The 22,672-nt window shown below is 60.4% G+C and carries 14 protein-coding genes and 1 pseudogene; 8 read left to right on the top strand and 7 right to left on the bottom strand.

The genetic code is table 11. The annotated features are described in order from the left end of the window. Positions 1–20: 20 nt before the first annotated feature. The 4 genes from PLJ71_10450 to PLJ71_10435 all read left to right on the top strand — a co-directional run bounded on the left by PLJ71_10450 (position 21) and on the right by PLJ71_10435 (position 4,261). On the top strand, positions 21–1,043 hold the full coding sequence (locus PLJ71_10450; protein ID HQM49100.1) for a glycerophosphodiester phosphodiesterase family protein: 1,023 nt from the start codon (positions 21–23) through the stop codon (positions 1,041–1,043). A 156-nt stretch (positions 1,044–1,199) separates the two neighbouring features. Beyond that, on the top strand, positions 1,200–2,501 hold the full coding sequence (locus tag PLJ71_10445; protein HQM49099.1) for a sugar ABC transporter substrate-binding protein: 1,302 nt from the start codon (positions 1,200–1,202) through the stop codon (positions 2,499–2,501). 1 nt (position 2,502) lies between these two features. Continuing rightward, positions 2,503–3,426: a sugar ABC transporter permease gene (locus PLJ71_10440; protein HQM49098.1), complete on the top strand. Its 924-nt coding sequence runs from the start codon at positions 2,503–2,505 to the stop codon at positions 3,424–3,426. 4 nt (positions 3,427–3,430) lie between these two features. Then, on the top strand, positions 3,431–4,261 hold the full coding sequence (locus PLJ71_10435; protein HQM49097.1) for a carbohydrate ABC transporter permease: 831 nt from the start codon (positions 3,431–3,433) through the stop codon (positions 4,259–4,261). A 9-nt stretch (positions 4,262–4,270) separates the two neighbouring features. On the opposite strand, the gene PLJ71_10430 is transcribed toward PLJ71_10435, so the two are convergent. Next, positions 4,271–5,218, bottom strand: coding sequence for an amidohydrolase family protein (locus PLJ71_10430; GenBank protein HQM49096.1), 948 nt, complete (start codon positions 5,216–5,218; stop codon positions 4,271–4,273). A 323-nt stretch (positions 5,219–5,541) separates the two neighbouring features. Between PLJ71_10430 and PLJ71_10425 the strand changes: the two genes are divergently transcribed. After that, positions 5,542–7,863: a response regulator gene (locus PLJ71_10425; protein ID HQM49095.1), complete on the top strand. Its 2,322-nt coding sequence runs from the start codon at positions 5,542–5,544 to the stop codon at positions 7,861–7,863. 104 nt (positions 7,864–7,967) lie between these two features. Here the strand turns inward: PLJ71_10425 and PLJ71_10420 are convergent, their stop codons facing one another. Further along, positions 7,968–12,455, bottom strand: coding sequence for a DEAD/DEAH box helicase (locus PLJ71_10420; protein ID HQM49094.1), 4,488 nt, complete (start codon positions 12,453–12,455; stop codon positions 7,968–7,970). Positions 12,456–12,533: 78 nt separating this feature from the next. Then, a complete protein-coding gene (locus PLJ71_10415) occupies positions 12,534–14,093 on the bottom strand; it encodes an arylsulfatase (protein ID HQM49093.1) in 1,560 nt (519 codons plus the stop codon). A 284-nt stretch (positions 14,094–14,377) separates the two neighbouring features. Here PLJ71_10415 and PLJ71_10410 point away from each other — a divergent pair, with 284 nt between their 5' ends. Beyond that, on the top strand, positions 14,378–14,797 hold the full coding sequence (locus tag PLJ71_10410; GenBank protein ID HQM49092.1) for an ankyrin repeat domain-containing protein: 420 nt from the start codon (positions 14,378–14,380) through the stop codon (positions 14,795–14,797). Here PLJ71_10410 and PLJ71_10405 read toward each other — a convergent pair whose 3' ends face one another. From PLJ71_10405 to PLJ71_10390, 4 genes and pseudogenes are all read right to left on the bottom strand, one after another. Continuing rightward, positions 14,798–15,733 carry a hypothetical protein gene (locus tag PLJ71_10405; GenBank protein ID HQM49091.1) on the bottom strand — a complete coding sequence of 312 codons (936 nt, stop codon included), beginning with the start codon at positions 15,731–15,733 and terminating at the stop codon, positions 14,798–14,800. It abuts the gene before it with no gap. 136 nt (positions 15,734–15,869) lie between these two features. After that, a pseudogene (locus tag PLJ71_10400) lies at positions 15,870–15,974 on the bottom strand (serpin family protein). A 55-nt stretch (positions 15,975–16,029) separates the two neighbouring features. Continuing rightward, positions 16,030–17,400 carry an endo alpha-1,4 polygalactosaminidase gene (locus tag PLJ71_10395; protein ID HQM49090.1) on the bottom strand — a complete coding sequence of 457 codons (1,371 nt, stop codon included), beginning with the start codon at positions 17,398–17,400 and terminating at the stop codon, positions 16,030–16,032. Between the two features lie 429 nt (positions 17,401–17,829). Continuing rightward, positions 17,830–19,356, bottom strand: coding sequence for a DUF1846 domain-containing protein (locus PLJ71_10390; protein HQM49089.1), 1,527 nt, complete (start codon positions 19,354–19,356; stop codon positions 17,830–17,832). Between the two features lie 295 nt (positions 19,357–19,651). Here PLJ71_10390 and PLJ71_10385 point away from each other — a divergent pair, with 295 nt between their 5' ends. Both PLJ71_10385 and PLJ71_10380 read left to right on the top strand, forming a co-directional pair. Continuing rightward, the gene (locus tag PLJ71_10385) at positions 19,652–20,614 is read left to right on the top strand and encodes an ATP-binding protein (protein HQM49088.1); all 963 of its coding nucleotides are present in this window, start codon (positions 19,652–19,654) and stop codon (positions 20,612–20,614) included. A 625-nt stretch (positions 20,615–21,239) separates the two neighbouring features. Next, the coding region (locus PLJ71_10380; GenBank protein HQM49087.1) for a cadherin-like domain-containing protein at positions 21,240–22,672 on the top strand (1,433 nt) is incomplete at its 3' end.

The following is a 22,672-nucleotide window of genomic DNA, read 5'->3' as shown; positions in this document are numbered from 1 at the left end:
GATTCAACCGGGAGGGTAAAATGAGCAAACAGGGTATCAGAAACTGGCGGCTGGCGGCGGGACTGGCGCTGTTTGGCATGTGCGTGCAGGCCATGGCAGCGAACACGCCGCCGCCATCGGCGAACACTGACGCCTTGGCCCATCCGAACGCCCGCCCGCGAGGCCCGGGCAAGATCGTCATCGCCCATCGCGGCGCCAGCGGGTATCTCCCCGAACACACTTTGGCTGCTTACGCCATGGCCTACGCGTTGGGCTCGGATTACATCGAACAGGACCTCGTGTTCACGAAAGACGGCCAGTTCATCTGCCTGCACGATATCGAACTTGACGCGACCACCAATGTCGAAGAGGTGTTCCCCGAGAGAAAACGCGAGAACGGCAAGTACTACGCAGCGGACTTCACCCTCGCGGAGATCCGGCAGTTGCGGGTGGAATCCAGAATGCCCAGCCGGTTTGAGCCGCGGCTGGACGGGTTTCGCGTGGCAACGTTTGTCGAGGCCATCGAGTTGATCCAGGCGCTGAACGCCTCGACAGGCCGCGGTGTCGGGCTCTATCCCGAATTGAAACAGCCGGCCTGGCACCGCGAGCAGGGATTGCCCATGGAAGCCGCGTTCATGGAAATCGTGACGCGGTACGGGTACAAGGGACCGGATGCGCGCATCTACGTGCAGTGTGCGGAGGCCGCATCCCTCAAACAGATGCGCACCGAACTCGGCTCGAAGCTCCCGCAGGTGCTCCTGATCGGAGGGAAAAATCCCGATATGCCCCTGCTCCAGGCCGAAGGGTTGGCGGAAATAGCTTCCTACGCGCAGGGCATCGGACCGGCACGCACGCTGCTCGAACAGCGCCCGGAGATCGTGTCCCTCGCCCATAGCGCAGGGCTCCTCGTCCATCCCTACACATTCTTCAAGGAACTGGTGGCCTCGAAGTATCCTTCGTTCGATTACGAGTTGCGCCACTACTATTTTGTGTACGACGTGGACGGCCTGTTTACCGACTTCCCGGACGCGGCTTACGAAGCGCTGTGCGCCGGCAAACCGTAAGTCCGCGCTGTTCGCCTGCGGAACGGCAGGGGTGTTTGCGTTTTGGCCCGGGAATCGGCTATTACTGCGAGCGTTGAAGGGGGCCCGGCCTCCACATGTCACGGCGGGGCTCCGGGAAGCACAGGCCCCGACAAGAACCAGGGTAGCCGGAACACCATGTTCGCCAAGCGCGGGATACTGCTCCTTCCACTCGTTCTCGCGGGTTGCCTCCAGGAACCGGCCCGTACGGGGCCCGGCGAGCCGCGCGTGGCCGTGGACGTCTGGAGCTGGAACATCGCGGCAGGCAGCTTGATGGCCCTCGTGCCCGAATTCGAACGGCAGCACCCCGAGGTCGAAATCCGCATCGACATGACCGGCGCGCAGATGCAGTCCCGGTTCTTGTTATCGCTCATTGCCGGCGTGGGCGCGCCGGACATCTCGCAACTGCAACTGGTCGATGCGCCCAAGTTCGCCCCCAGCGGCGCGCTCATGGACCTGACCGACAAGGCAGCGCAGTACGCCGACAAGTTCTCGCCGTCGTTCTGGGACAACTGTCTTCACGAAGGCCGCGTCTATGCCATCCCGTGGGACATGGGTCCCTGCGCGGTGTTTTACAAACGCGACCTGTTTGCGCGGTACAGCGTCGACCCCGAAACCATCGAGACCTGGGACGATTACATCGCGGCCGGCAAACACATTGTGGAGGCGTCCGGCGGGCAAACTCGCATGCTGGCCCTGTCGGTCTCGGGGCTCTTTCAATTCTTTGAAATACTCATGCAACAGACGGGCGGCGGCGTGTTCGACCCCGAAGGACGCATCATCATCTGTTCGCAAGAAAACGTGGCGGCGCTTGAGGTGCTGCGGGCGCTTCTCGGGGCGGATATCACCGCGTCGATCAACGTGTCCGGCCCCGAGTACTATGCATCCTTTCAGAATGATGCGATCGCGACCTATCCCCTGGCCGTTTGGCTGGGCGGGTCGATCAAGGATTACGCCGCGCCGAGCGCCGGTAACTGGGGCGTTTTTCGGCTGCCTGCTGTCGTACCCGGCGGGTTGCGGACAAGCAATCTCGGCGGGTCCGTGCTGGTAATCCCCGAGCAGTGCAAGAAGAAGGAAGAAGCGTGGAAATACGTCGAGTACGTCTTATGCACGAAAGAGGCCCAGCTCGAACAATACCGCAATTTCGACCTGTTTCCATGTCTCATGACCACATTCGACGACCCGTTCTTCGACGAACCCGACCCCTTTTACGGCGGGCAGAAGGTTCGGCGCCTGTTCGCGGAAGACATCGAAAGAATCCCGACCCTCACCCGGACGAAGGACTGGAACGAAGCCATGCGCTACATTACCCAGGCGCTGAGCGCGTGGGAAACGAACAAGCTGGACCACCGAGCCTTCTTGTCGCAGATGGCGGTTAAACTCGAGCGCCAGCTGGGCCGCGCGCTCGCCCCCGGCTGTGAACCGACGGAGGGCGGTTGACGTGGCGGCTCCGGTTCCTCGCAGGCGGCGATTCTGGCGCGATGCATGGCGCTACCGCCATTTCTATTTCTTCATCTCGCCGTTCTTTATCCTGTTCGCGGTGTTCGGCCTCTATCCGCTGCTCTTCTCGCTGTATCTCAGCTTCATGAAATGGGACGGGCTGACAACGCCGGCGCCGGCCGGGTTCCAGAACTTCGTCATGCTGTTTTCAGACGAGATGTTCTACACGGCGCTGTCGAACACGCTCGTTATCGGCTTGATGTATGTGCCGCCCATGTTCTTGTTTGCGTTCATCTTCGCAAACATTCTGAACTCGAAACGGCTTCGTCTTCGCGGGCTGTTCCGGGTAGGCGTGTTCATGCCGTGCATCACGCCCATGGTAGTCATCGCGATTGTGTTTTCGCTGCTTTACAGCGCCGAATCGGGACTATTCAATTATGTGCTGCGGGCCGTGACCGGAGTGTTCCCCGGCGGTCCCATTGACCCTATCCCCTGGCTCGAGAGCGAGGCGTGGTCCAAAATCTCGGTTTCTATCCTCCTGGTATGGCGATGGACGGGCTACAACATGGTCCTCATGCTCGCCGGGTTGCAGGGCATTTCGGACGACTATTACGAAGCCGCCATCATCGATGGCGCGACGCGCTGGCAGCGTATGCTCCACATCACCCTCCCCCTGATGCGGCCCACCATCGTTTTCTGCGGGATAATGTCCCTCATCGGCACCGTCTACATGTTCGACGAGGTGTTCGTCATGACCCAGGGCGGGCCAGGGACATCCTCCACCAACTTTGGACTGTTCCTGTTCAATCTGGCGTTCATGGACTTTCAGTTCGGGTACGCCTCGAGTGCGGCCTACACCGTGGCCCTTGCTGTTTTTGTGATTTCGCTGGTGGTCCTGAAATGGCGCAGGCCGGCAACGGATTAGAACGATGATTTCGAGAGTATTGAAACAGGGGCTTACATACGCGGCGATGCTGGCCGTCGTGGCGCTGTTCATCTTCCCCTTCTATTGGCTCCTGATTTCGGCGTTCAAGACAAAGGCCCAGATCTTCACCTTGCCTCCGCAATTCTTCCCTCACCCCGTGGTGGTGCAGAATTTTGTGGACGTCTTCAGGACCACTCCTCTGCCTCGCGCGTTCCTGAATTCGTGCGTCATCGCAGGCGGCCACACGCTTCTGGCGCTGTTCCTGTGCTCAATGGGAGGTTACGCCTTCGCGAAGTTTCACGAAGCGCCGGGGCGCGACAAGCTGTTCGCGTTCGTGCTGGGGACCATGATGATCCCCGCGGCGGTCACGCTGATCCCGGTATTCATCGTGCTGACGCGGCTGCATCTGGTTAATACGTACTGGGCCATGATCATACCCGGGGCGGCTAACGCGTTCGGCATTTTCTGGATTCGCCAGTACATCGCCGCCAACATTCACGACGACCTGCTCGCCGCGGCGCGAATCGACGGGTGCAGCGAGTTCGGAATTTACTGGCGCGTGGCCATTCCCATTGCCAAACCGGCTATGGCCGCGCTGGGCATCCTCGTCCTCATTACCTCGTGGAATAATCTCATGTGGGCGTTCATCGTGCTGCGGGAAAAGAGCATGTACACCATGCCGCTGCTCATCTACCTGCTCAATGGCGAAGTGCGCACGCCTTACGGCATGGTCATGGCGGGCGGGCTGCTCGCGACCCTCCCCCTGATCGTCGCGTTTCTCGTATTCCAGCGGTCGTTCATCCAGGGCATGACCGCGGGCGCGCTGAAAGCTTGAGGCGCGTTCCTACGCGCCCAGCCGGTACCATTTCGAGGCCGTATCGTTGAACAGATGGCGGCGGTCCGCCTCGGAGCAGCCCTCGAGCGCCCACATCACGGTCTCGACCCAACGCGGATACGTCGTGGCGCGCAGCATGACCGGCCAATCGCTTGCAAACGCCGTCCGCTCGAACCCGAAACACGCGAAAACATGCTCGAAAAATGGCCCGAGTTCTTCGCGGGTCCAATTATCAGGGTCGGCCAGAGTGGCCATGCCCGACAGTTTACAAATCACGTTCGGGAGCGCCCCCAGCGCGCGAAGCTCCTCGCGCCACGGGTCGAGTTTCCGGTTCCTGATGTCCGGCACGCCGATGTGGCACAGCATGAACTGCACGTCCGGGAAACGTCTTGCAAGTCTGGTGGCAAGAGGAAGTTCGCCAGCACCAACGCCGAGGTCGCAGGACAATCTGCCGCGCCCCAACAGCTCGACCCCGCGCACGTAACCGGGGGTGAGTTCGCCATCAACGATGCCGTTTCGCAAAAACCGCCGTACGCCTTTCACAAGCGGATTCCGGGCGAACGATTCGAGCAACGGCGCAACCTCGTCGCCTTTCTCGAGGGGCGCGTCGGCCACGATGCCTCGAATGCGCGCATCTTTCCGGGCCAGCCCGGTCACCCACGCCACTTCTTCGGCCGCCTGTTCGGTGAGGCATGCCGCTTGCACGAATACTATCCGCCCCACGTTCGTCGGCAGGGATGCGGCGGTGTAGTCCTCGGGCAGATAGGGTTTATTGAGCAATTCCGAGTTATCCAGCCACGGATACCGCAGATTGGCCGGGTCCCAGAAATGCACGTGAGTATCCGTGATCGGGAAGTCAGGCATGGTCACATCCTCGGGCACTGCGGCTTGTTCGCCGGACCGGGCCGTTCCCGCCAGCCCAAGGCCCGCCAGCGCAAGAAAGGTGCGTCTACGCATCAAAAAGAACCCCCGTGTAGTCTTTGAGTCCGTGCAGAGTATAGCAGGCGCCACCCCACGCCTCATGGCTAACTCCCGTGAGAGCGCCAGCCGGCCAGACAATGGATTTCCCGCTACGCCGCGGACCAGCTTCGCCGAAGCGCTCAAATCACGCTGTGGACGTTATGCGTCCAGCGCGAACCCTTCCATATTTCGCGGAGAGCCCGGGCTATTTCGGGTTTTTCGCACTTAAAATATTCGGGTTTGGCATTTTCCTGGAAGGTAAAGTAGAATACTCAGTGGGGAAGGGGGACGTGTTTTCGCATGTGGTAGGGGGCCGTTTCATGAATGTCTTTGCCGTAGCATCATTGCTCTCATTTGTGGCCTCGCTGTTTCTGGGCGTCCTGGTTCTATCGCTGGATCCCTGGCGCAGGCTCAATCAGGTGTTTTTCCTGCTCTGTTGTGCTCTTGCGGGCGGAGCGCTTGTCGAATTTGGCTACCGCAGTTCGGTCACTTTCAATCAAGCGGTTTTTTGGTGGCATCTGGATTTTTGCTGGCCATTGATTCCCGCGTTCTTGCTCCATTTCGTGCTGCTGTTCACCCGGCGCGAGCGTCCGGCTCCGCGGTTGCTTCTGGCGTTGGTGTACGGTGTGAGCGTGGCATTGTTGGGGCTGGAAGTTGCCGGCGTGTGGATTACAGCACCGCCCGAGAAGACGTGGTGGGGATGGACGTACGGATTGCCGCCACAGCGTGCATGGGCATGGGGGGTGACACTTTGGGGAAGCGGGGTCGGATTCACTGGCGTCGTTCTGTGCATGCGTTACTTCTTTAGAACCCAGAGCCGCTGGCGAAAACGGCAAGCGGCTTTGATTACTCTTGGAGCACTGTTTCCCTATCTCGCCTGTTTGATCGTGGATATCGTCTTGCAGTCCGTGTATGGCCGTTTCCCAGACGTCGGATACACCATGTTCGTCATCAGCGGCGCGCTGGTGGCATTCGCAATCTGGAAATATCACACGTTCGAACTCACCCCGCGCCGGGCAGTTGACACGATTCTCGCTACCATGCCGGATGCGATGTTCCTCGCGGACGCGAACGGGGAAATCACGGTGGCCAATCCGGCGGCATCTCTGTTGCTGGGATACGCTTTGACCGAGCTGGTAGGACTTCCCCTGAATCACGTCCTCCCCGAAATTGCCGGCATACCGGGAGCGACCCCAAAAGCCTCTCGCGAGAACCACAGCGCACCGTCGTTGAAACAGCACGATACGCACCTTCTGACGCGGGAAGGACGATCCATACCGGCCGACCTCTCGTGGACACATCTGACGGATCCCGCCGGGAGACCGCTCGGAACGGTCTTCGTGGCCCACGATATCTCCCGGCGCAAGCGCGCGGAAGCCGAATTGGCCCGGCAGCGGGACCATCTGGAACGCATCGTGGCCCAACGCACGTCCGAACTCGATGCGAGCACCGCCCAATTGCATCAAGCCCAGAAAATGGAAGCGGTCGGGCAACTTGCCGGGGGCATCGCCCACGATTTCAACAATCTGTTGACGGCCATCCTCGGCAACCTCAGCCTGGCGCAGACCGAGGAGACTATACGCGGCGCACGGCCGTACATCGAAGAGGCTAACAAAGCCGGGTTGCGCGCGGCCGGTCTGGTGCAGCAATTGCTCGCCTTCAGCCGCAAATCTCAGGTGATAATCGAGGCGGTGGACATGGGCGCCATCCTCAAGGAGATCGAGAGTATCGTCCGTCAAACCTTTGACAGGCGGATCGAGCTCGCCTTCGTGGTCCCCCCGGAGCTTCCGAAAGTGCGCACAGACGCCAGCCAAATCCATCAGGTGATCCTGAACCTCTGTGTGAATGCGCGGGATGCCCTGGACGAGGTGCGCCGGCGCCACAAGACGCCCAATCTGCGCATCACGGTCCAAGCGAAGACGGTCGCGGTCTCCGCATCCGATTGCCGGGGCAAGAAGCACTCCAAACCGGGCGAATACATCTGTGTCAGCGTTTCGGATACCGGCACAGGCATCAGCCCGCACGTTCGCGCCCGGATGTTCGAACCCTTTTTCACTACCAAGGGTGCGGGAAAGGGTACCGGTCTCGGTCTCGCGACGGCATACAGCATCGTCGAGCGCCATGGCGGCTGGATAGATATCGAGACCGAGATGGGCGCCGGCAGCACGTTCCTCGCCTATTTTCCTGTGCACGCGAAACCCACAGCCGCACGCGCTCCCCAGGACGGCCGGCTCCGGCTTCTTGGGGGTTCCGAGTCTATCCTCTTGGTCGACGACGAACTCTCGATACGGTTGGTGGGTAAAGCCATTCTAGAACGCCTGGGATATGCCGTTACCCTGGCAGTCGATGGACGGCAATGCCTGCACACTTTGTTCGACAAGGAGGCCGCGATCGATCTCGTGATCCTGGACCTCTCGATGCCCGAGCTTTCCGGTTATGAGGTACTTGCCGAGATACGCCGGCGCGGGGCCGCTGTGCCGGTGATCATCTCGAGCGGATATCCGCAAGATGCGTCGGAGCTCGAGGCCGCCGGCGCGGCCGCGTCCGTCAACAAGCCGTTCACGATCGAAGCCATGGCCCGAAGCATCCGCCACGTGCTTGACGGTCAGGCCGAGCAGGAACACGCCGTCTCGAACACCTGACGATCATGCCTTTCCCGCTCTCTGCGCAGCTTTTTGCGCACGGACCCTTCGCCAAGGGGCCTCACGGAGGTCTTGCCAACGCCCTTCCATGGGAGTGGCCGCAATCACGTTCTTTGGCGCAGCGTGACGTGCTGGGGGCTGGGCGCGACGTCGAAGCGGGTTCGGAACACCTCGAGGTACGGGCTGCCAGTAGCCGCAACACCGTTGATGGTCTCCACGCACAATGAGGCGTGCGGCAGGAATGAACGGCCCAACATGTGACCGAACACGTCGAGGTAGTCCCGCGTCCGGGGGTGGGACGGCTCGGTATAGAAGGTGATGCGTTTGGCGCGGCGTTCCGAAACCACCACCAGGCGCGGACCATGGTACACGAGGTGCGTGCTTGCAAGACGTTTGGGCAAGTTTGCCTTCAACCCTTCCACAGCCACGCCGCAGAGTGAGGCGGGATCCGCTGCGTTGATCCAATACACCGCGTCATCAGGCAATCCCATGCGCAATATGCGAAACGCCTCCGGAGATGCAAACTGGAGCCCGGCAATGCCCTCAAAGAATTGCCCTGTCACGAGTTCGCCGGACAACTCCATCAGACGCAGCGTCCGAAACAGCGCCCCCCAGCGAATCTCAGGAGCTTCCTGATCCAGCAATTCGCGGAAGAGCACGCCGTACCGATCGAGCAAGACCCGCACACGTTCCTTGTTGGCTTCTTCACGTTCGAGCGGATCGGCGGGCTCGAAGGGCGCCGGCAGCGCGTACCATGCCCCCGCAAACGGCCGTGTCGCCTTCCACCGATTGAACGCACGTCTGCGGCTCAAGGGATGGCGCGCGGACTCCCGGGACGCCGGGCGGAACTTCGTCTGGACCCCTTTTCGTAATGCCTCGAAACTGTCGTTTGCGAGCCGGCCTTGCCATGCCCCGTCCCACAAGGCATTGCTCAACGCGCCCGAATCGAGCCTCGAACGCTCGAGCAGGTCTTCAAAGGCATACCGGCCGCGGGGGTCCGGAAACAACGCGTTCGGTTCGCCGCTGCCCTGTTCCTGGCGGCCACGAAACAGGCCTGCGTGTTCGGGGAATCCGACCGCCACGCGTCTGAGCCCGCATCCGAACCACATCAGTTCGGTGCGCTGGTTGAGCGCATCCAGATCGGCGCCGCGGTACCCGCGCACACGGGCCGGAAGCACCTCACTCTCAAGAAGCTCGGCCGCCATGGGATAACCAAAGAGCTTTTCGAGAGCGCTCTCCAGGGCGCCCGGGTCTCGATTCCCAGCTCTCGTGCCCGTTTGGACGGCGGCGGCCACCGCTCCCGGTGATTCGGCAACCACCCCCTGCCATTGCGCCAGGAACAATGGCAATTCTCCCGCCGGGCGCGGCTCAAACGGCGGCCGGGCGGCGGTCCGCGTCATACGCAACAGGAGTTCCAGGTTCTCCGCATCGCAAACCTCGACCCCGGCGGCGTCTTCGGTAATCCGGTCCACCACGAGCGCGCCGGTATCCGCCAACTCACTCACAGCTGTGTCGATTTGCTCCGGCGTGACGGGGAGGGATTCGCGGAGAGCCGGTTCCGGCACGGGACCAACGAACCGCAACCATTCAGCCAGCCAATCGAAGAGGGGCACGTGGCCCGAGACGGCGGCCGCCGATGCCAGGAATGGTGGCTCAATGAGCTTGCCGGGCGCTGCGATGTCGTAACAGCGCACGGCATTCAGCGGCCATCCGAACGCACGCGCAGCGCGCGGGACAGATTCGATGGCTGCAACGAACCGCTTCGAACCGCCCGGGCCGGATACCCACACCGCCCGCTCGCGCAACTCCGTGGCAACAGTGGCAGCCTCCAGACCCGCATCACGCTTCACCGCCGCCAGCAGCGCAATCCACTCCGACTCGCCCAGCAGGAGGCGCTCCTTGAGCCATTCGAGCACATCACTGGAGGAAGCGGGTGCGTACCCGGAACAAAGCCGCTGGGTCTTGGCTTCGAACGCAGCCACAACGGATACCGGGATTCGCGGCCGCAATTCGGATGTTCGCGCCACTTCGGCCAGCAGTTCGCCGCTCAGACGCGACTGAGGGCCCGCCATGGGCGTGTCATCGAGGTACATGAACAAGTTGGTCTGCCGCCACACCATCGACTCAGCGAACGGAGACGGCTGCTTGGTGAAAGCCTCCGACACGGCGATGGCGCCGTCCCGCAGTTCCTGAAGCATGTGTTTGAGACTGACAAGGTCAAAATCGTCACACAAGCACGTTCGCCACGTTTCGGCCAGGATGGGAAAGTCGGGGTATTTCATGACGGCATGGAGCAGTTTCTGAGACCGTCGCCGGTTCAACCACAAGGGCATGCGCCGGCGAAATGTCTGCCGGGGCAGCTGCAGGGCAATGCCCGCGTTCTCGCGGAAACGCGCGCCGAAGAAACCCGACTGCTCGAGGCGGTTTCGGAGGAGCGCTTCCAGGCGTTCCGGTTCAACCAGTCCGGCGAGCCCCCGAGCATCGGTTTCGTGGGGAAGCATCAGCGCTACGCAATCGTTGTTGGCGAAGACCTCGACCCGGTAACCGTGACGCTCTTCCCACGCCTGCGCGAGAGCAAGCGCGAAGGGCTGGTTCAACGCTCCTCCCCAGAGCGTATGAAGCACCGCCTGCACGCTGTCCGTTTCCTGTTCAGGGGCCGTGTATTCAACCAGCAGGTGGCGCCGGTGGGGCAGCGGCGCCCCGGTGGACGCGCGCTGGCGCTTCAGAAACCGCACGAGCTTTTCCGCAGCCTCGGGAACAAGAGAATACTCACCCTCGAGCGATTCGACGAAACCATCCTGATCCAATTCGTTCTCGGCACGCTCGAGGAACCCCGCGATGCGTTCCGAGAAATGGAACGGCCGCGCGAGTTCCTCCGCTCTCCAGAACGGGGCATCGGAACGCTTCGCATCCCCCGGAACGACCAGCACGTCGTTGTGGGTGATCTCCCGGATCTTCCAGGCATGGGTTCCCAGCGTGAAGGTCTGTCCCACGCGGCGCTCCCAGACGAATTCCTCGTCCAACTCGCCTATCCTGGCGCGCGAATCGGCCCGTCGGAGCGCATAGTAGCCGCGATCGGGTATGGTTCCGCCGGAAAGATACAGCAGACGCAGGCTTTCCCTGGAACCCCGGATGGTGTTACTGACCCTGTCTATCGAGAGCACCGGCGATAGCGCGCGCAGCCGGGACTCGGCATACCGCCCCGCCAGCATCTCTGTGACGAGGTCAAACTGCCTGCGGGCCAGTTCACGATAGGGCCAACTCGTGCGCACAAACCGGAAAAGGGCGTCGAGGTTCCAGTCCTCAACGCTCGCCATGGCCACGATCATTTGCGCGAGCACATCAAGGGGGCACACCACGGGCCGGCACGGTTCGATATCCTGGTCCGCCACCGCCTTCGCCATTACCGTCGCGTCGAGAAAATCGCGCTCGTGGGTAGGAAACAACACGCCCCGGCTTACCGCGCCGACCTGGTGTCCGGCCCGGCCGATACGTTGCAGCGCGGACGCAACGGAAAATGGCGTCTGCAACAGCACCACCTGGTCAAGCGCGCCGATATCGATGCCGAGTTCGAGGGAATTTGTCGCCACGATAGCCCTGAGTTCGCCCTTCTTGAGGCGCTGTTCGACCACCGTCCGGAGTTCGCGCGACAACGACCCGTGATGCGAGTAAGCGACCAGTTCTCCCTCGGCATCGTTGATGAGAAGCGTCGCACGTTCACACATGCGGCGGCTGTTCGTAAACACCAGCGTCGAGCGGTTCTCTCGGATGATTTGACCGACCGCCGCCATGAGACCCGGCATGCGCGTGCCTTCCTGAAGCAGTGCGCCGCTGTCCCCAGGGAACTCCACCGCGACCTCGAAACGTTTTTCAGCCCGAGACGCGAGCACGCTCACCGGACGCTTCTCGTATGCCGTCTGTTCGCCGCTGCCTACCGCGCGGCATCCCCCCACAAACGCCGCGATTGTCTCGAGAGGCCGAACCGTTGCGGACAACGCGATGCGCTGGAACTCTCCCGCCAACGGTACGATGCGGTCAACGGCGGTGATCAGATGCGTGCCGCGCTTCGTGCCCGCCACAGCATGGATTTCGTCGAGGATGACCGTGTTGAGGCTCGCAAAGAGCATGCGCGCTCGCGGCGAGCTCAGCATGATGTTGAGGCTCTCGGGAGTCGTGATGAGGACATCCGGCGGATGCCGCAGCATACGCTGCCGCTCCTCCTGGGGGGTATCGCCGCTCCGCGTCAGAACGGATATTTCGGGCACGTCCCGGCCAACTGCCCGAAAGCGGTGATGCAATTGGCCCAGAGGCGTGAGCAGGTTGCGTTGGATATCGTTGTTCAGCGCCCGCAGGGGAGAAACGTAAAGCACCCGGGGCGCGCCCGGCGGCCACGCACCCGTCAGCAACTGGTTCAATGCCCACAGAAACGCGGTCAAGGTCTTGCCGCTGCCGGTCGGAGCCGTTACCAGGACATGCTTACCCGACGCGATCTCCGGCCATGCCTTGGACTGCGCATCGGTGGGCCGCCCGACGGACTCGACAAACCAGTCGCGGATGACGGGATCGAAGATATCCAGCGCATCGTGCATCATGCCATAGCTTGACCCCTGGCCGGGGGCTGGTGCAAGCGCCCGCCACGGACGCGAGACGGGCCTGTTCCGGTCTTGTTTCTACACCTTGCCTGCTTCTTTCGCGTCTTCCCAGGCGCCGGGGTAGTTGGGGCCATAGAGCAAGGACTCCTCGCGCACAACGAGTTTCCCATCCTTGACAAACTGCTCGCCTCGCACCGACAAGTGCTCGATCATGCGCTGCCGCCACGTTGCCGTTTCAGCGGCATTCGTTTGCGCGAGGTCTGCCAGTTCCTGGGGGTCGTTTTCGAGATCGAACAACTGCTCTTCGCCAAGATGCGCGTGATAGATGTATTTCCAGCGGCCGTCGGTCAAGGCGTTCCAATGATTCTCGGGGCCGTAACAGCGGCCGTGTTCGAGGTCAAGCCAGGGACGCCACCCGCCGGTCTCGCCCCGGACAAGTTTGAGCAGGCTGTCGCCGTCGATGTCGTCCGGCACGCCGGCGCCCGCCGCATCCATGAACGTCGGCAACACATCGCGCAACTCGACGGGATAGGACAGGCGCTGCCCACGTTTGGCGTTCACAAGTCCTTCGGGCCAGCGGACGAGCATCGGGATGCGGGCCGACGCCTCATACGCGTACGTCTTCCGCCAAAGGTGGTGATCGCCCGTCATGTCGCCGTGGTCTGAGGTGAACAGAATCAGCGTGTTCTCGAGCCAGCCGCGGTCCTCGAGCGTCTTGAGCATGCGTCCGACCTGCTCGTCAATGAAGGTGATGTTTCCGTAGTAGCCGATTCGCGATTTGCGCACCTGCTCAGGACCCAGCTCACCGTGCCAGATGCTGGACTCCGTGCCGCTTCGCGGCGTGTATTTCTTCGCCCATTCGCCCACAACCGCTTTCGGGATATCGCGGCCTTTGTACATCTCCCAGAACCGCTCAGGAGCGTCGTAGGGGCTGTGCGGCCGCGCGAACGAGACTTTCAGGAAGAAAGGCTCTTCGCGGCTGTAATTCTCCAGGAAGTTCACTGCGGTGTTGCCGGTCCATGCGGTCGTGTGCAACCGTTCGGGCAAAGCATACGGTTTCGCATCGTAGTCGTTGAAACCCAGGCCGGTAGCCTTCCAATCCAATGTGGGCGCTTCCGAATAGAACCACGATACATAATCGCTGCGGAAATCGATGGACTCGACCCGGCTCGACTCGTCGAGGATGGTGTCGTGGAACCCGTGCAGGCTGCGCTGGGGCGACCAATGCATCTTGCCGATGCCCAAGGTATAGTAGCCGGCGTCCCGCATCTCCTGGGGCAGTTCGTGGGGATACTTCCATCCTACGCGGCCGTAAGCCAGCATGCCGTGGTTCCACGGCGACAATCCCGACAGCAACCCCGCCCGCGCGGGCGTGCAACTCGGCGTCGACGTGTACGCTCTCGAGAACAGCACCCCCTCGCGCGCGATACGGTCCAGGTTGGGCGTAATGATGGCATCGTTGCCGTCGGCCCCAACGCAATCGCCGCGGTACTGGTCGGCCATAATGAACAGGATGTTCGGCTTCTTCGAGACGGGTTGCGCTGCCCTGGAATACGACGCCACGGTCAGCGCCGCAGTACTTGCCGCGGCAAGCTTGAATGCCTCGCGCCGACTGAGCTTTCGTTCAATTGCTCGCATCAGTGGCTCTCCCTTCCATGTCATTTTGCCCATTTCCCTTTTCGCATTCTAGTCTGTTCTTTCATGATTGCGTGCGGGCCCCGTTGTGGCCCAATTTTTCTCCTCGCCCCACTCTTGCGGCCATGGATGAAGCAAGCCCAACGGCCATACGGGTGAAGGCAGGAATCCTCACCAAGGCACAGTGCTGCAAGAACTGGTGCGGTGCTAAGGCGTTTGTGCTAGAATCTACCAGCGGGGAGTATGTCCTGATACGAAGGGGCGAAACGCCGTTTCGGAGAGAATAGGTGGTTAATCACTGGTCACACAAGCTGGACAGTGTGGGAGAGAGTCCTTCTTCCCGCGCGTTGCGGTCGGGGCACGCTCGCGTTACCGCCTTAGTCCTGGCCGTATCGGAAGAGAGCGTCGAATCCCAAGCAAGTGTGCCGGAGTTGATCCTGTTTGCACGGAATTCCCAGGTGCAGGAGGTGCGCGAATGCATCGAGCGGGGCGACGATTTCGAGGCGACGGATAACCACGGACTGACTGCCATGCATTGGGCGGCCATCACGGGCTGCCTGGACCTGATAAAGCTGCTGGTAAACCGCGGCGCCTTGGTGAATCCCCGCGACATACAGCTCACCGACCTTACCCCGCTCAACATTGCCCGCCTCATGGGCTATGAAGACGTGGCGCAATTCCTGGTCAATCACGGCGGTCTGGAGTAGCTACTTCCCCGGCGCCCACGGCGTGTCCAGGATGGCGAGACGCGTTTCATTGGTGTTGTTGGGCCGCGCCGCCTCAAAATACACGTACAGCTTTCCGTCCACCGGGAGCCAATGAGAATACCGCCAGGTATGATACTGTCCGGGCGTGGTGCTCTTCAGGAGCGGCTCGTCGGGAGTCAGATCGACAAACTCGTCGAGGTCAGGCGAATAGGCCAGCCCCGTAGCGATGTTGTACATGGGATCCCGCCAGGAAATGTGCGACCCTTCATACACGAGCAGGTATCCGACAGCCAGTGGCACCAGGCACGCGGGCCGCGTGTAGAAGTTGTGCCACCCCGCATTCTCCAGGATGGGGTTGTCCCCCGCGAATTCCCAGCGTTCGCCGTCGCGGCTGGTGAGATGGTAGGCCCGCTCGATCTCGTCGTAGCCGATCACGACCATGTGCCATAGACCGCTGTCATATATGACAAACGGATCCTTGAACCCCGCCAAACCGGCGAAACCCTCCTCCCGGGGGGCTGCCTGTAGAATGGTTTTCCGGGTCGCGACGTCGAAGTGGGCGGGGTCCGTCACGTCGTCAAGCTTGAAAATGCCCCAGCCGGGCCCCAGGTTGGCGCACCCGTACAGACGGAACCTCCCCGTTGCCGGGTCCTGCACGAGCGCTGGCCGCTCGAATCCGGGCAACCCCGCGTCGTCGCGCTTCAAGCTGCGGATAGGCGTGAACTTGCGGCCGTCCGGACTCTTCAGCAGCCGTATTTCGTAGCCCCGGCACCCCCGCGGCGAATCGCCTTCCCGCATCCGTGCGCCAAGATAGAATGTGCCGTCTTTCGCCCGGCAGACCGAGGGCGCGCCCGCCCACCATTCGGGCGTATTCTGATCGGGTTCGAGCACCGTGTCGTACCGCGACAACGATTCAACAAGCTCGTGGAAAGTCATCGTCTGAACTCCTTATTCGGGGCGCCATGCCTCACGGCGTTGATGCGGGTTGAAGCGTGGTTGTAACGGTTTCGACCTGCTTTTTCAACTTTCGAACCCGGCAAGGGACAGCTTCCTTTGCCAATTGGGTGTTGTTTCACGCATTGTTTCCGCGGTTCAGAGCTACACGCCCCCAAAAGAGGATGGCGCCGGAGGCTTTGTCGCGGATGAGAAACACGAACGGGTGGCCGGCGCGGAACACGGAGAGCGGCTCGGGTACAGACGCCGGCGTCTAGTTCCTGCTCGCCGCCGCGGCTTTATCCTTCGCAGTCCGCCAGCGCAGGAGGAGGAGTTGCCGTAAGGTCCTCGAGGGAACGCATGGTCACCAATCCGACAAAATGAAACCGCTCATGCTGGGCGTAAGCGTAGTCCGCGTGCTCCTGCTGAAGCGCATAATCCACCACGAAGACCGGTATCCCAGCTTCGAGGTAATCGGCCAGGGCCACGACGTATTCCTCGGAGCTCATCTCCAGCGTGTCCAGGCCCAGGCAATAGGCCGGGTTGTCTGATGGCGCAGGTCCGCCTTCGTGAAGCGGAAGGCGGCAGTCCCCTTGTTGCGGGTCAGTCGGGCCGGTCCCCTCCGCGGACCCGTCGAAGAACACTTGCTCCTGAGCCTGCGCGTCCAGCAGTGCCAGGTAGCCGGGTGCGGTGCGCAGGTCGGTGGCGTTCTGCGCAACGATCAGGAAGTTCGGATTGAGGCCCCGGGCCTTGTCACGGATCCCCTGGATGAGCAGCGTCATCTCGGCCAGGGGGTCCACGCCGTCCGTCTGCGCTTGGTCCACAACAGGCTCGAAGGTCGCCGCCTCGATCCAATCCAAGTAGATTCCGTCATAGCCGTCACTGACCACGCGGTCCACGAGCGAATCGGCCGCAGCATACACGATATCGTGCCAAGCCTGGTTCCAGTAAGCCACGGGGTAGTTATCGGACCAGCCGTCCGGATCCTCTGACATGATCCAGGAGGGCGACCCCACGCGCCAGCCTGTCTGCCAGTAATACCTGTAACTTTCCGCCTCACCAATGTCCACGTATGCGAGCACGAGCTTCGGCTCACCGGCGCAGCCCTGTGTGGCGTGCAGGGCAGCCACATCGGCCGCCGCATCATACGACTCCTCGTCCATGAAGGTGCGCGGGTCATCAATCACAATGAGATCGTACTCGCTGGCGGCGAGGCGCGCGATCTTGTCGCCCGCCGTCTGGTCCTGGATGACATAGGCCCAAGTTTGCACATGCGCCAACGGATGGGATGGCGACACGTTGTAGGAGATCGGCACATTCAACTCGTCTTCCCCACCGGTCACCTCAATGAAATCATCTTCAACCAAGACATCCCCGCCTTCAGACGTGGTCACGGTCAATGAAACGGTATAGCTTCCCGGCGTTTGATAGACATGGACAGGATGCTGGAGGGTGCTTGTCTGGCCGTCGCCGAAATCCCATAGCCATGCCGTTATCTGCGCCGCTCCTTCATCGGACTCGTCGGTGAATTGAACGGACAGCGGCGCGGGACCGGAGCGGGGCCCTCCGTTGAAGGCAGCCTCCGGGCCGGTCGTGCCCGGGCACGCCAAGAAGATCATTGGACATAGGAGCAACAACGTTCCCGCGGCGATTCTTGCGCTGGCGGTCATGTCTGGCTTCTCCTTGGCCTACTCAGGCGAGAGGTCAAACAGCATCCTATACCCGCCGCCGGAAGGTGTCAATCGCCGGCCTCGGAACATGCCCAGCCGTGTACGCATTCACACGGCAGGGTCGCACCAATTACGGTACCTCTTGTAGTCGTCAAAGCGCTCTGTCACAGATATCTGAGGGTCAAGACAGTACACGCGGCCTATGGCCTGTACGCGCAAACAGTACCACTCTCTATGTTGGCGCCGAAGAATCATGCAAAGCAGACCGTTTCGGCCGATTTCCTCACTGTGCGGAGAACCCGGTTCAAAAACCTCGATATTGTCCTGTTTTTATCGATTGATGGGCGTCGCAGCGTTTACTTTGGCGTTACGCATCGCCGGAGTGCCGCATGGACCTTAACCCACGGCAGACATTTTCGGAACGCGCAATCAAACGACATAGAGGTTATCGGTCGAGAAAAACGGGTCACTGGTCAAATGGAGGCCCACCGTTCGTAAACCTGCTTCGTCGCCGGGCGTTGGAATGTGTGTGCTGTGCATGTCGCAGCCGCGGAGGTTCCCCAGCTGTTCGATGGCTAGTTGGGCCGCGCTGTTGAAGGGAGCAGACGCACCTACGGCGATCAGGGCCTCCTCAAGGTTAAGACTGATACTCTTGCCGTCTTTGATGTCTTTCTTCATGTTGCCGATGGCTTCGATAATGTTCGGGGAGATCAGATGGATCTTGTCGGGAATCCCCGCAAGGTGTTTTGTGGCGTTCAGAACCGCGCTGGCGGCAGCATGCATGAGGGATGAGTTGTTGCCCGTTATTATCGTTCCGTCTTTAAGTTCAATCGCGTTCCCGCAATAGACGCCTTCATGGCCTTTCTTCTCGGACTCCGCCCGTTTGGCGGCATCCCTTGCCGGACGAACCACGCGCCGGTCTTCTATCTGCACCCCGAGTTCATTCATGATCAATTCGACCCGTTCGACCGTTTCCCGCGTCGTCAAACCCATCATGTATTCACAGCGGTACCGCAGTACTCTGCGGATTACTTCCTGTGTGGCTGCCTCACGGACGGCCTCTTCGTTTACAATGCCGAAACCGACTCGATTGACTCCCATGTCAGTCGGGGAACGGTAGCAGGATTCCGTGCCCATGATTTTCTCTAGAATGCGCTTCAGGACGGGGAATGCTTCCACGTCGCGATTGTAATTGACCGCGGTCTCTTCATATGCCTCTAAATGAAATGGGTCGATCAGGTTGACGTCTTTGAGATCCGCCGTGGCAGCTTCATAGGCCATGTTCACCGGATGCTTCAGGGGCAGGTTCCAGATGGGGAATGTCTCGAACTTGGCGTACCCGGCTTGCACGCCGCGGTTGTGTTCGTGGTACAGCTGGGAAAGGCATGTACCCAGTTTGCCGCTTCCAGGACCAGGGCCGGCCACCACCACCAGCGGACGGGTGGTTTCAATATAGGTATTGCGTCCATAACCTTCGTCGCTGACGATGATATCTACGTCGGTGGGGTACCCTCTTGTGGCACGATGGGTGTATACCTTGAGATTCCGCCGTTCGAGTCTATCCTTGAATAACTGAGCCGAGGGTTGATCCTCGTACCGCGTGATGACAATGGCCGTGATTTCCAGCTGCCATTGCCCGCGCAAATCATCGATCAGTTTGAGCACATCCACGTCATAAGTGATGCCAAAGTCAGCGCGTATCTTCCTGTGGTCGATATCCCCGGCATGAATGCAGAGAATAATGTCCGTCTTGTCTTTGAACTGTTGGAGCAATCGCACCTTCACGTTCGGATCGAAGTTGGGCAACACCCTGGATGCGTGGTAGTCGAAGATCAATTTCCCGCCGAACTCCAAATAGAGTTTGTTGTTGAATCTTCGGACTCGGTTGAGAATCTCCGACGATTGCTCGGCTAGATACTTGTCCATGTCAAAGGTGATTTTCCTGGCCGTGCTCATAACTCGTTCCATCCCCCCATCGTTTCGGAATGCGGAAATGTTAGACCCCGGAGAACACTATAATCAACGCGCATCGTGACTCGCCGCCGAAGGCTCGATTTGCGGCTGTCCGAATGGTTGGACAGCCCCGGTTGATGTTTTCCAGCCCCTTGGAGTAGCGTTGATGGGCTCAGTCGTGTTTTGGCGGTTTGGGCGGGGTGGGGTCGTCAGGGGCGGCTGAGGGCGCGAACGTCAGGACTCTTGCGCGGGACGACTCACACCAAAGGCGGTAACCTCAAAAGGGAGCAGGTCACCTATGATTAAGGAAATCACGGCGCAGGAACTCGATACGGAACAGTTCATCAATGAGAAGGTCCGGGAGATCCAATCGGATGTCGGGGAAGGCACGGCCATCAATGCGCTGTCAGGTGGGGTCGATTCGTCAACGGTTACGATGCTGGGCCACCGCGCCTTGGGGAATCGTTTGAGGACGGTCTTTGTCGAAAACGGGCTGATGCGCGAAGGGGAACCCGAACAGGTGGTGGGTTTCTTTCGAAAGCTGGGCGTTACGGTTGAAGTACTTGACGCTCGCGAGCAGTTTTTTGCGGCCCTCCGGGGAATCACCGACCCCGAGGAAAAGCGTGAAGCCATTACCCAGACGTTCTACAAAGACGTTTTTGGCAAGCTCGTTAAGAAGAGCGAAGCGAAGTTCCTGCTTCAAGGAACGATCTTGACCGACGTTGATGAGACCGTGGCGGGAATCAAGCGGCAGCACAATGTCTTTGAGCAGCTTGGGATCAGTCCGCAGAAGGCCTTTGGCTACCGCATCCTCGAGCCGCTGATTCAGTTGCGGAAGGACGGCGTCAGAAAAGTGGGCAAGGCTCTCGGCCTTCCGGCGGAGCTGTTCGAGCGCATTCCTTTCCCCGGCCCGGCGCTCTCGGCGCGTGTAATTGGCGAGGCAAATCCCGAGCGCATCGCTACGGTCCGCAAGGCGACCTCGGTTGTCGAACGGCTGCTGAAGAATAGCGGCGCATTTCAATATATGGCAATCCTTCATGAGGACCGAGTGACCGGAATGCGTAACGGCAAACGCGATTTTGGCCAGCAGATAGAGGTGCGTTGCTGGGACAGCGTTGACGCTCGAGTCGCATCTCCGACCCGGCTTTCTTATGAGCTCCTTGAAGAGCTTGCTCGCGAGATCATAGAGAAAGTGCCCGGCGTTGTGAGTGTGACGTACAACATTGCCCCGAAGCCGCCCTCGACGCTCGAAGCGGTGTAACCGCAAGAATCCTCGGGTGCGCGCCAGCACCTGGAGAAATGCTTTAGCTAGGATTCCAGAGGTTTTGGTCGCGCTTTCCTGCGCCTTTGCTGCCAGCAGTATTCGTATATTTGCCGGCGCCAAGACATCCAAATAGCATTGAAAATCATCTGGCCAGCCCGGGGAAAATCCGTCAAATCGTCAAAAAAGAGGAATCCAGCCATGGCCGGAAAGTGGTGATACCTGCCTGACGAAATGACCACTGGTGCAAAGGCACCCGCGCCATTTCGTGCAAGAAAGACCAGATACCACAAACACAGGCCCTTTTTTCAAGAACCCCCGAGACCCTGAATGTCTGCCACGCTGATTTACCGTAAATGCCGAAAAACATTGTATATAGGCATGGAGTTTGCTAACATTTACTCGGAATAGCATCGACATTGGGATAGGCATACAGCTATACGGGTCTTCCAAGCAGGGGTATTTACTTGACAAAGGGGGTTCTTGAGGCCCGGGCTTCCAGGTATGAGCGAGAGTTTGGTTTGGGTATCGCACTTTTGAATCATGGCACGTCCTATTTCGACAGCTTGCTGGCGACGCCATATCTCGGTTCACCATGCACTGAAGTCGCTGAAAGGAGCCAGGAATGTGGTACGCGGGAAGACATTCAGAATGGGCGAGGGCCTGTCTATACGGCACGTTCGTGCTTATCCTCATTTTCGCCAGCACCGGCCCTGCCGGTGCGCAAGAGACGATTCTCACAATAGAGAGAGTTATTCCGCAGGGATATTACCTGTCGGGCCAGACCCTGGACATTGCAGTGACTTTCAACATGGAAGGCGCCGCCCCAGTCACCGCCCTGGCCCTGTATGAGACTCTCCCAGGCGGCTGGACATACGACAGCTATGTGAGCGGACCTTACCCCGTAATCGCTCCCGCGCCCGGTGCGGCAGGGCAGCTTCAATTCGCGTATCTCTCTGTGCCGGGTTTCCCGGCGACGTTTGTCTACAGAGTCAATGTCCCATTTGATGAAAGTGGTACTCAGATTCTGTCCGGGTACGCTGAATACCGCCTTGGCGGGGGTTCAATTCTAACGCCTGTTCTGGAGACGGCTATTCCGAGACAGAATCAGCCTCCTGTAGCCAATGCCGACGCTTACGCGGTGGGCGAAGACGCGGTCCGGACAGTGAGTGCGCCGGGCGTTTTAGGCAACGATACAGACCCCGATGGCGACGCCTTGACGGCGGTGCTGGTAAGCGGCGTGAGCCATGGCGCTCTGACATTGAACGCCAACGGCTCGTTTTCGTACGTGCCGGCGGCGAACTACAACGGACCAGACAGCTTCACCTATCAAGCCAGCGATGGTGAATTGGATAGCAACGTAGCGACAGTGAGCATCACGGTAACCCCCGTCAATGATCGGCCGGTAGCCGCGAATGATTTATACACAATCGCTGAGGACCAGACGTTGACGGTGGCCGTTCCGGGCGTCCTGGGCAACGACAGCGACGCGGACGGCAACAACTTGACTGCGGTGCTGCTGACAGGCGTGAGCCACGGAACGCTCACTCTGAGGTCCAACGGTTCGTTCATCTATACGCCCGCACATGATTACCACGGACCAGACAGCTTCAGATACGCAGCCAGCGATCAGATTCTGGTGAGTCTTGCGGCGGTTGTTTCGATTACGGTAACGCCGGTTAACGACCCGCCTGTAAGTGCAAATGACGCGTACACCGTGGCCGAGGACGGTGCGCTGACAGTGACCGCGCCGGGCGTGCTGGGCAACGATACCGATGCGGAGGGCGATGCTCGGACGGCGGTGCTGGTGAGTGGCCCCGGCCATGGCACTCTGACGCTTGACCCGGATGGTTCGTTCGTATACACGCCCGAGGCGAATTACAACGGCGCGGACAGCTTTACGTACAGGGCCAACGACGGAGCAATCGACGGCAACGAAGCGGCGGTGACCATCACGGTCACGCCGGTCAACGATGCGCCGGTTGCGGACGCGGGCGATGACCAGATCAACGCGCTCACCGGCCGGACAATCACATTGGACGGCAGCGACTCGTACGA

Source organism: Candidatus Hydrogenedentota bacterium (assembly GCA_035416745.1).
Taxonomy (GTDB): domain Bacteria; phylum Hydrogenedentota; class Hydrogenedentia; order Hydrogenedentales; family SLHB01; genus UBA2224.
The sequence above is the reverse complement of the archived record's forward strand: the minus strand, read 5'-3'. Positions and strand labels throughout refer to the sequence as shown.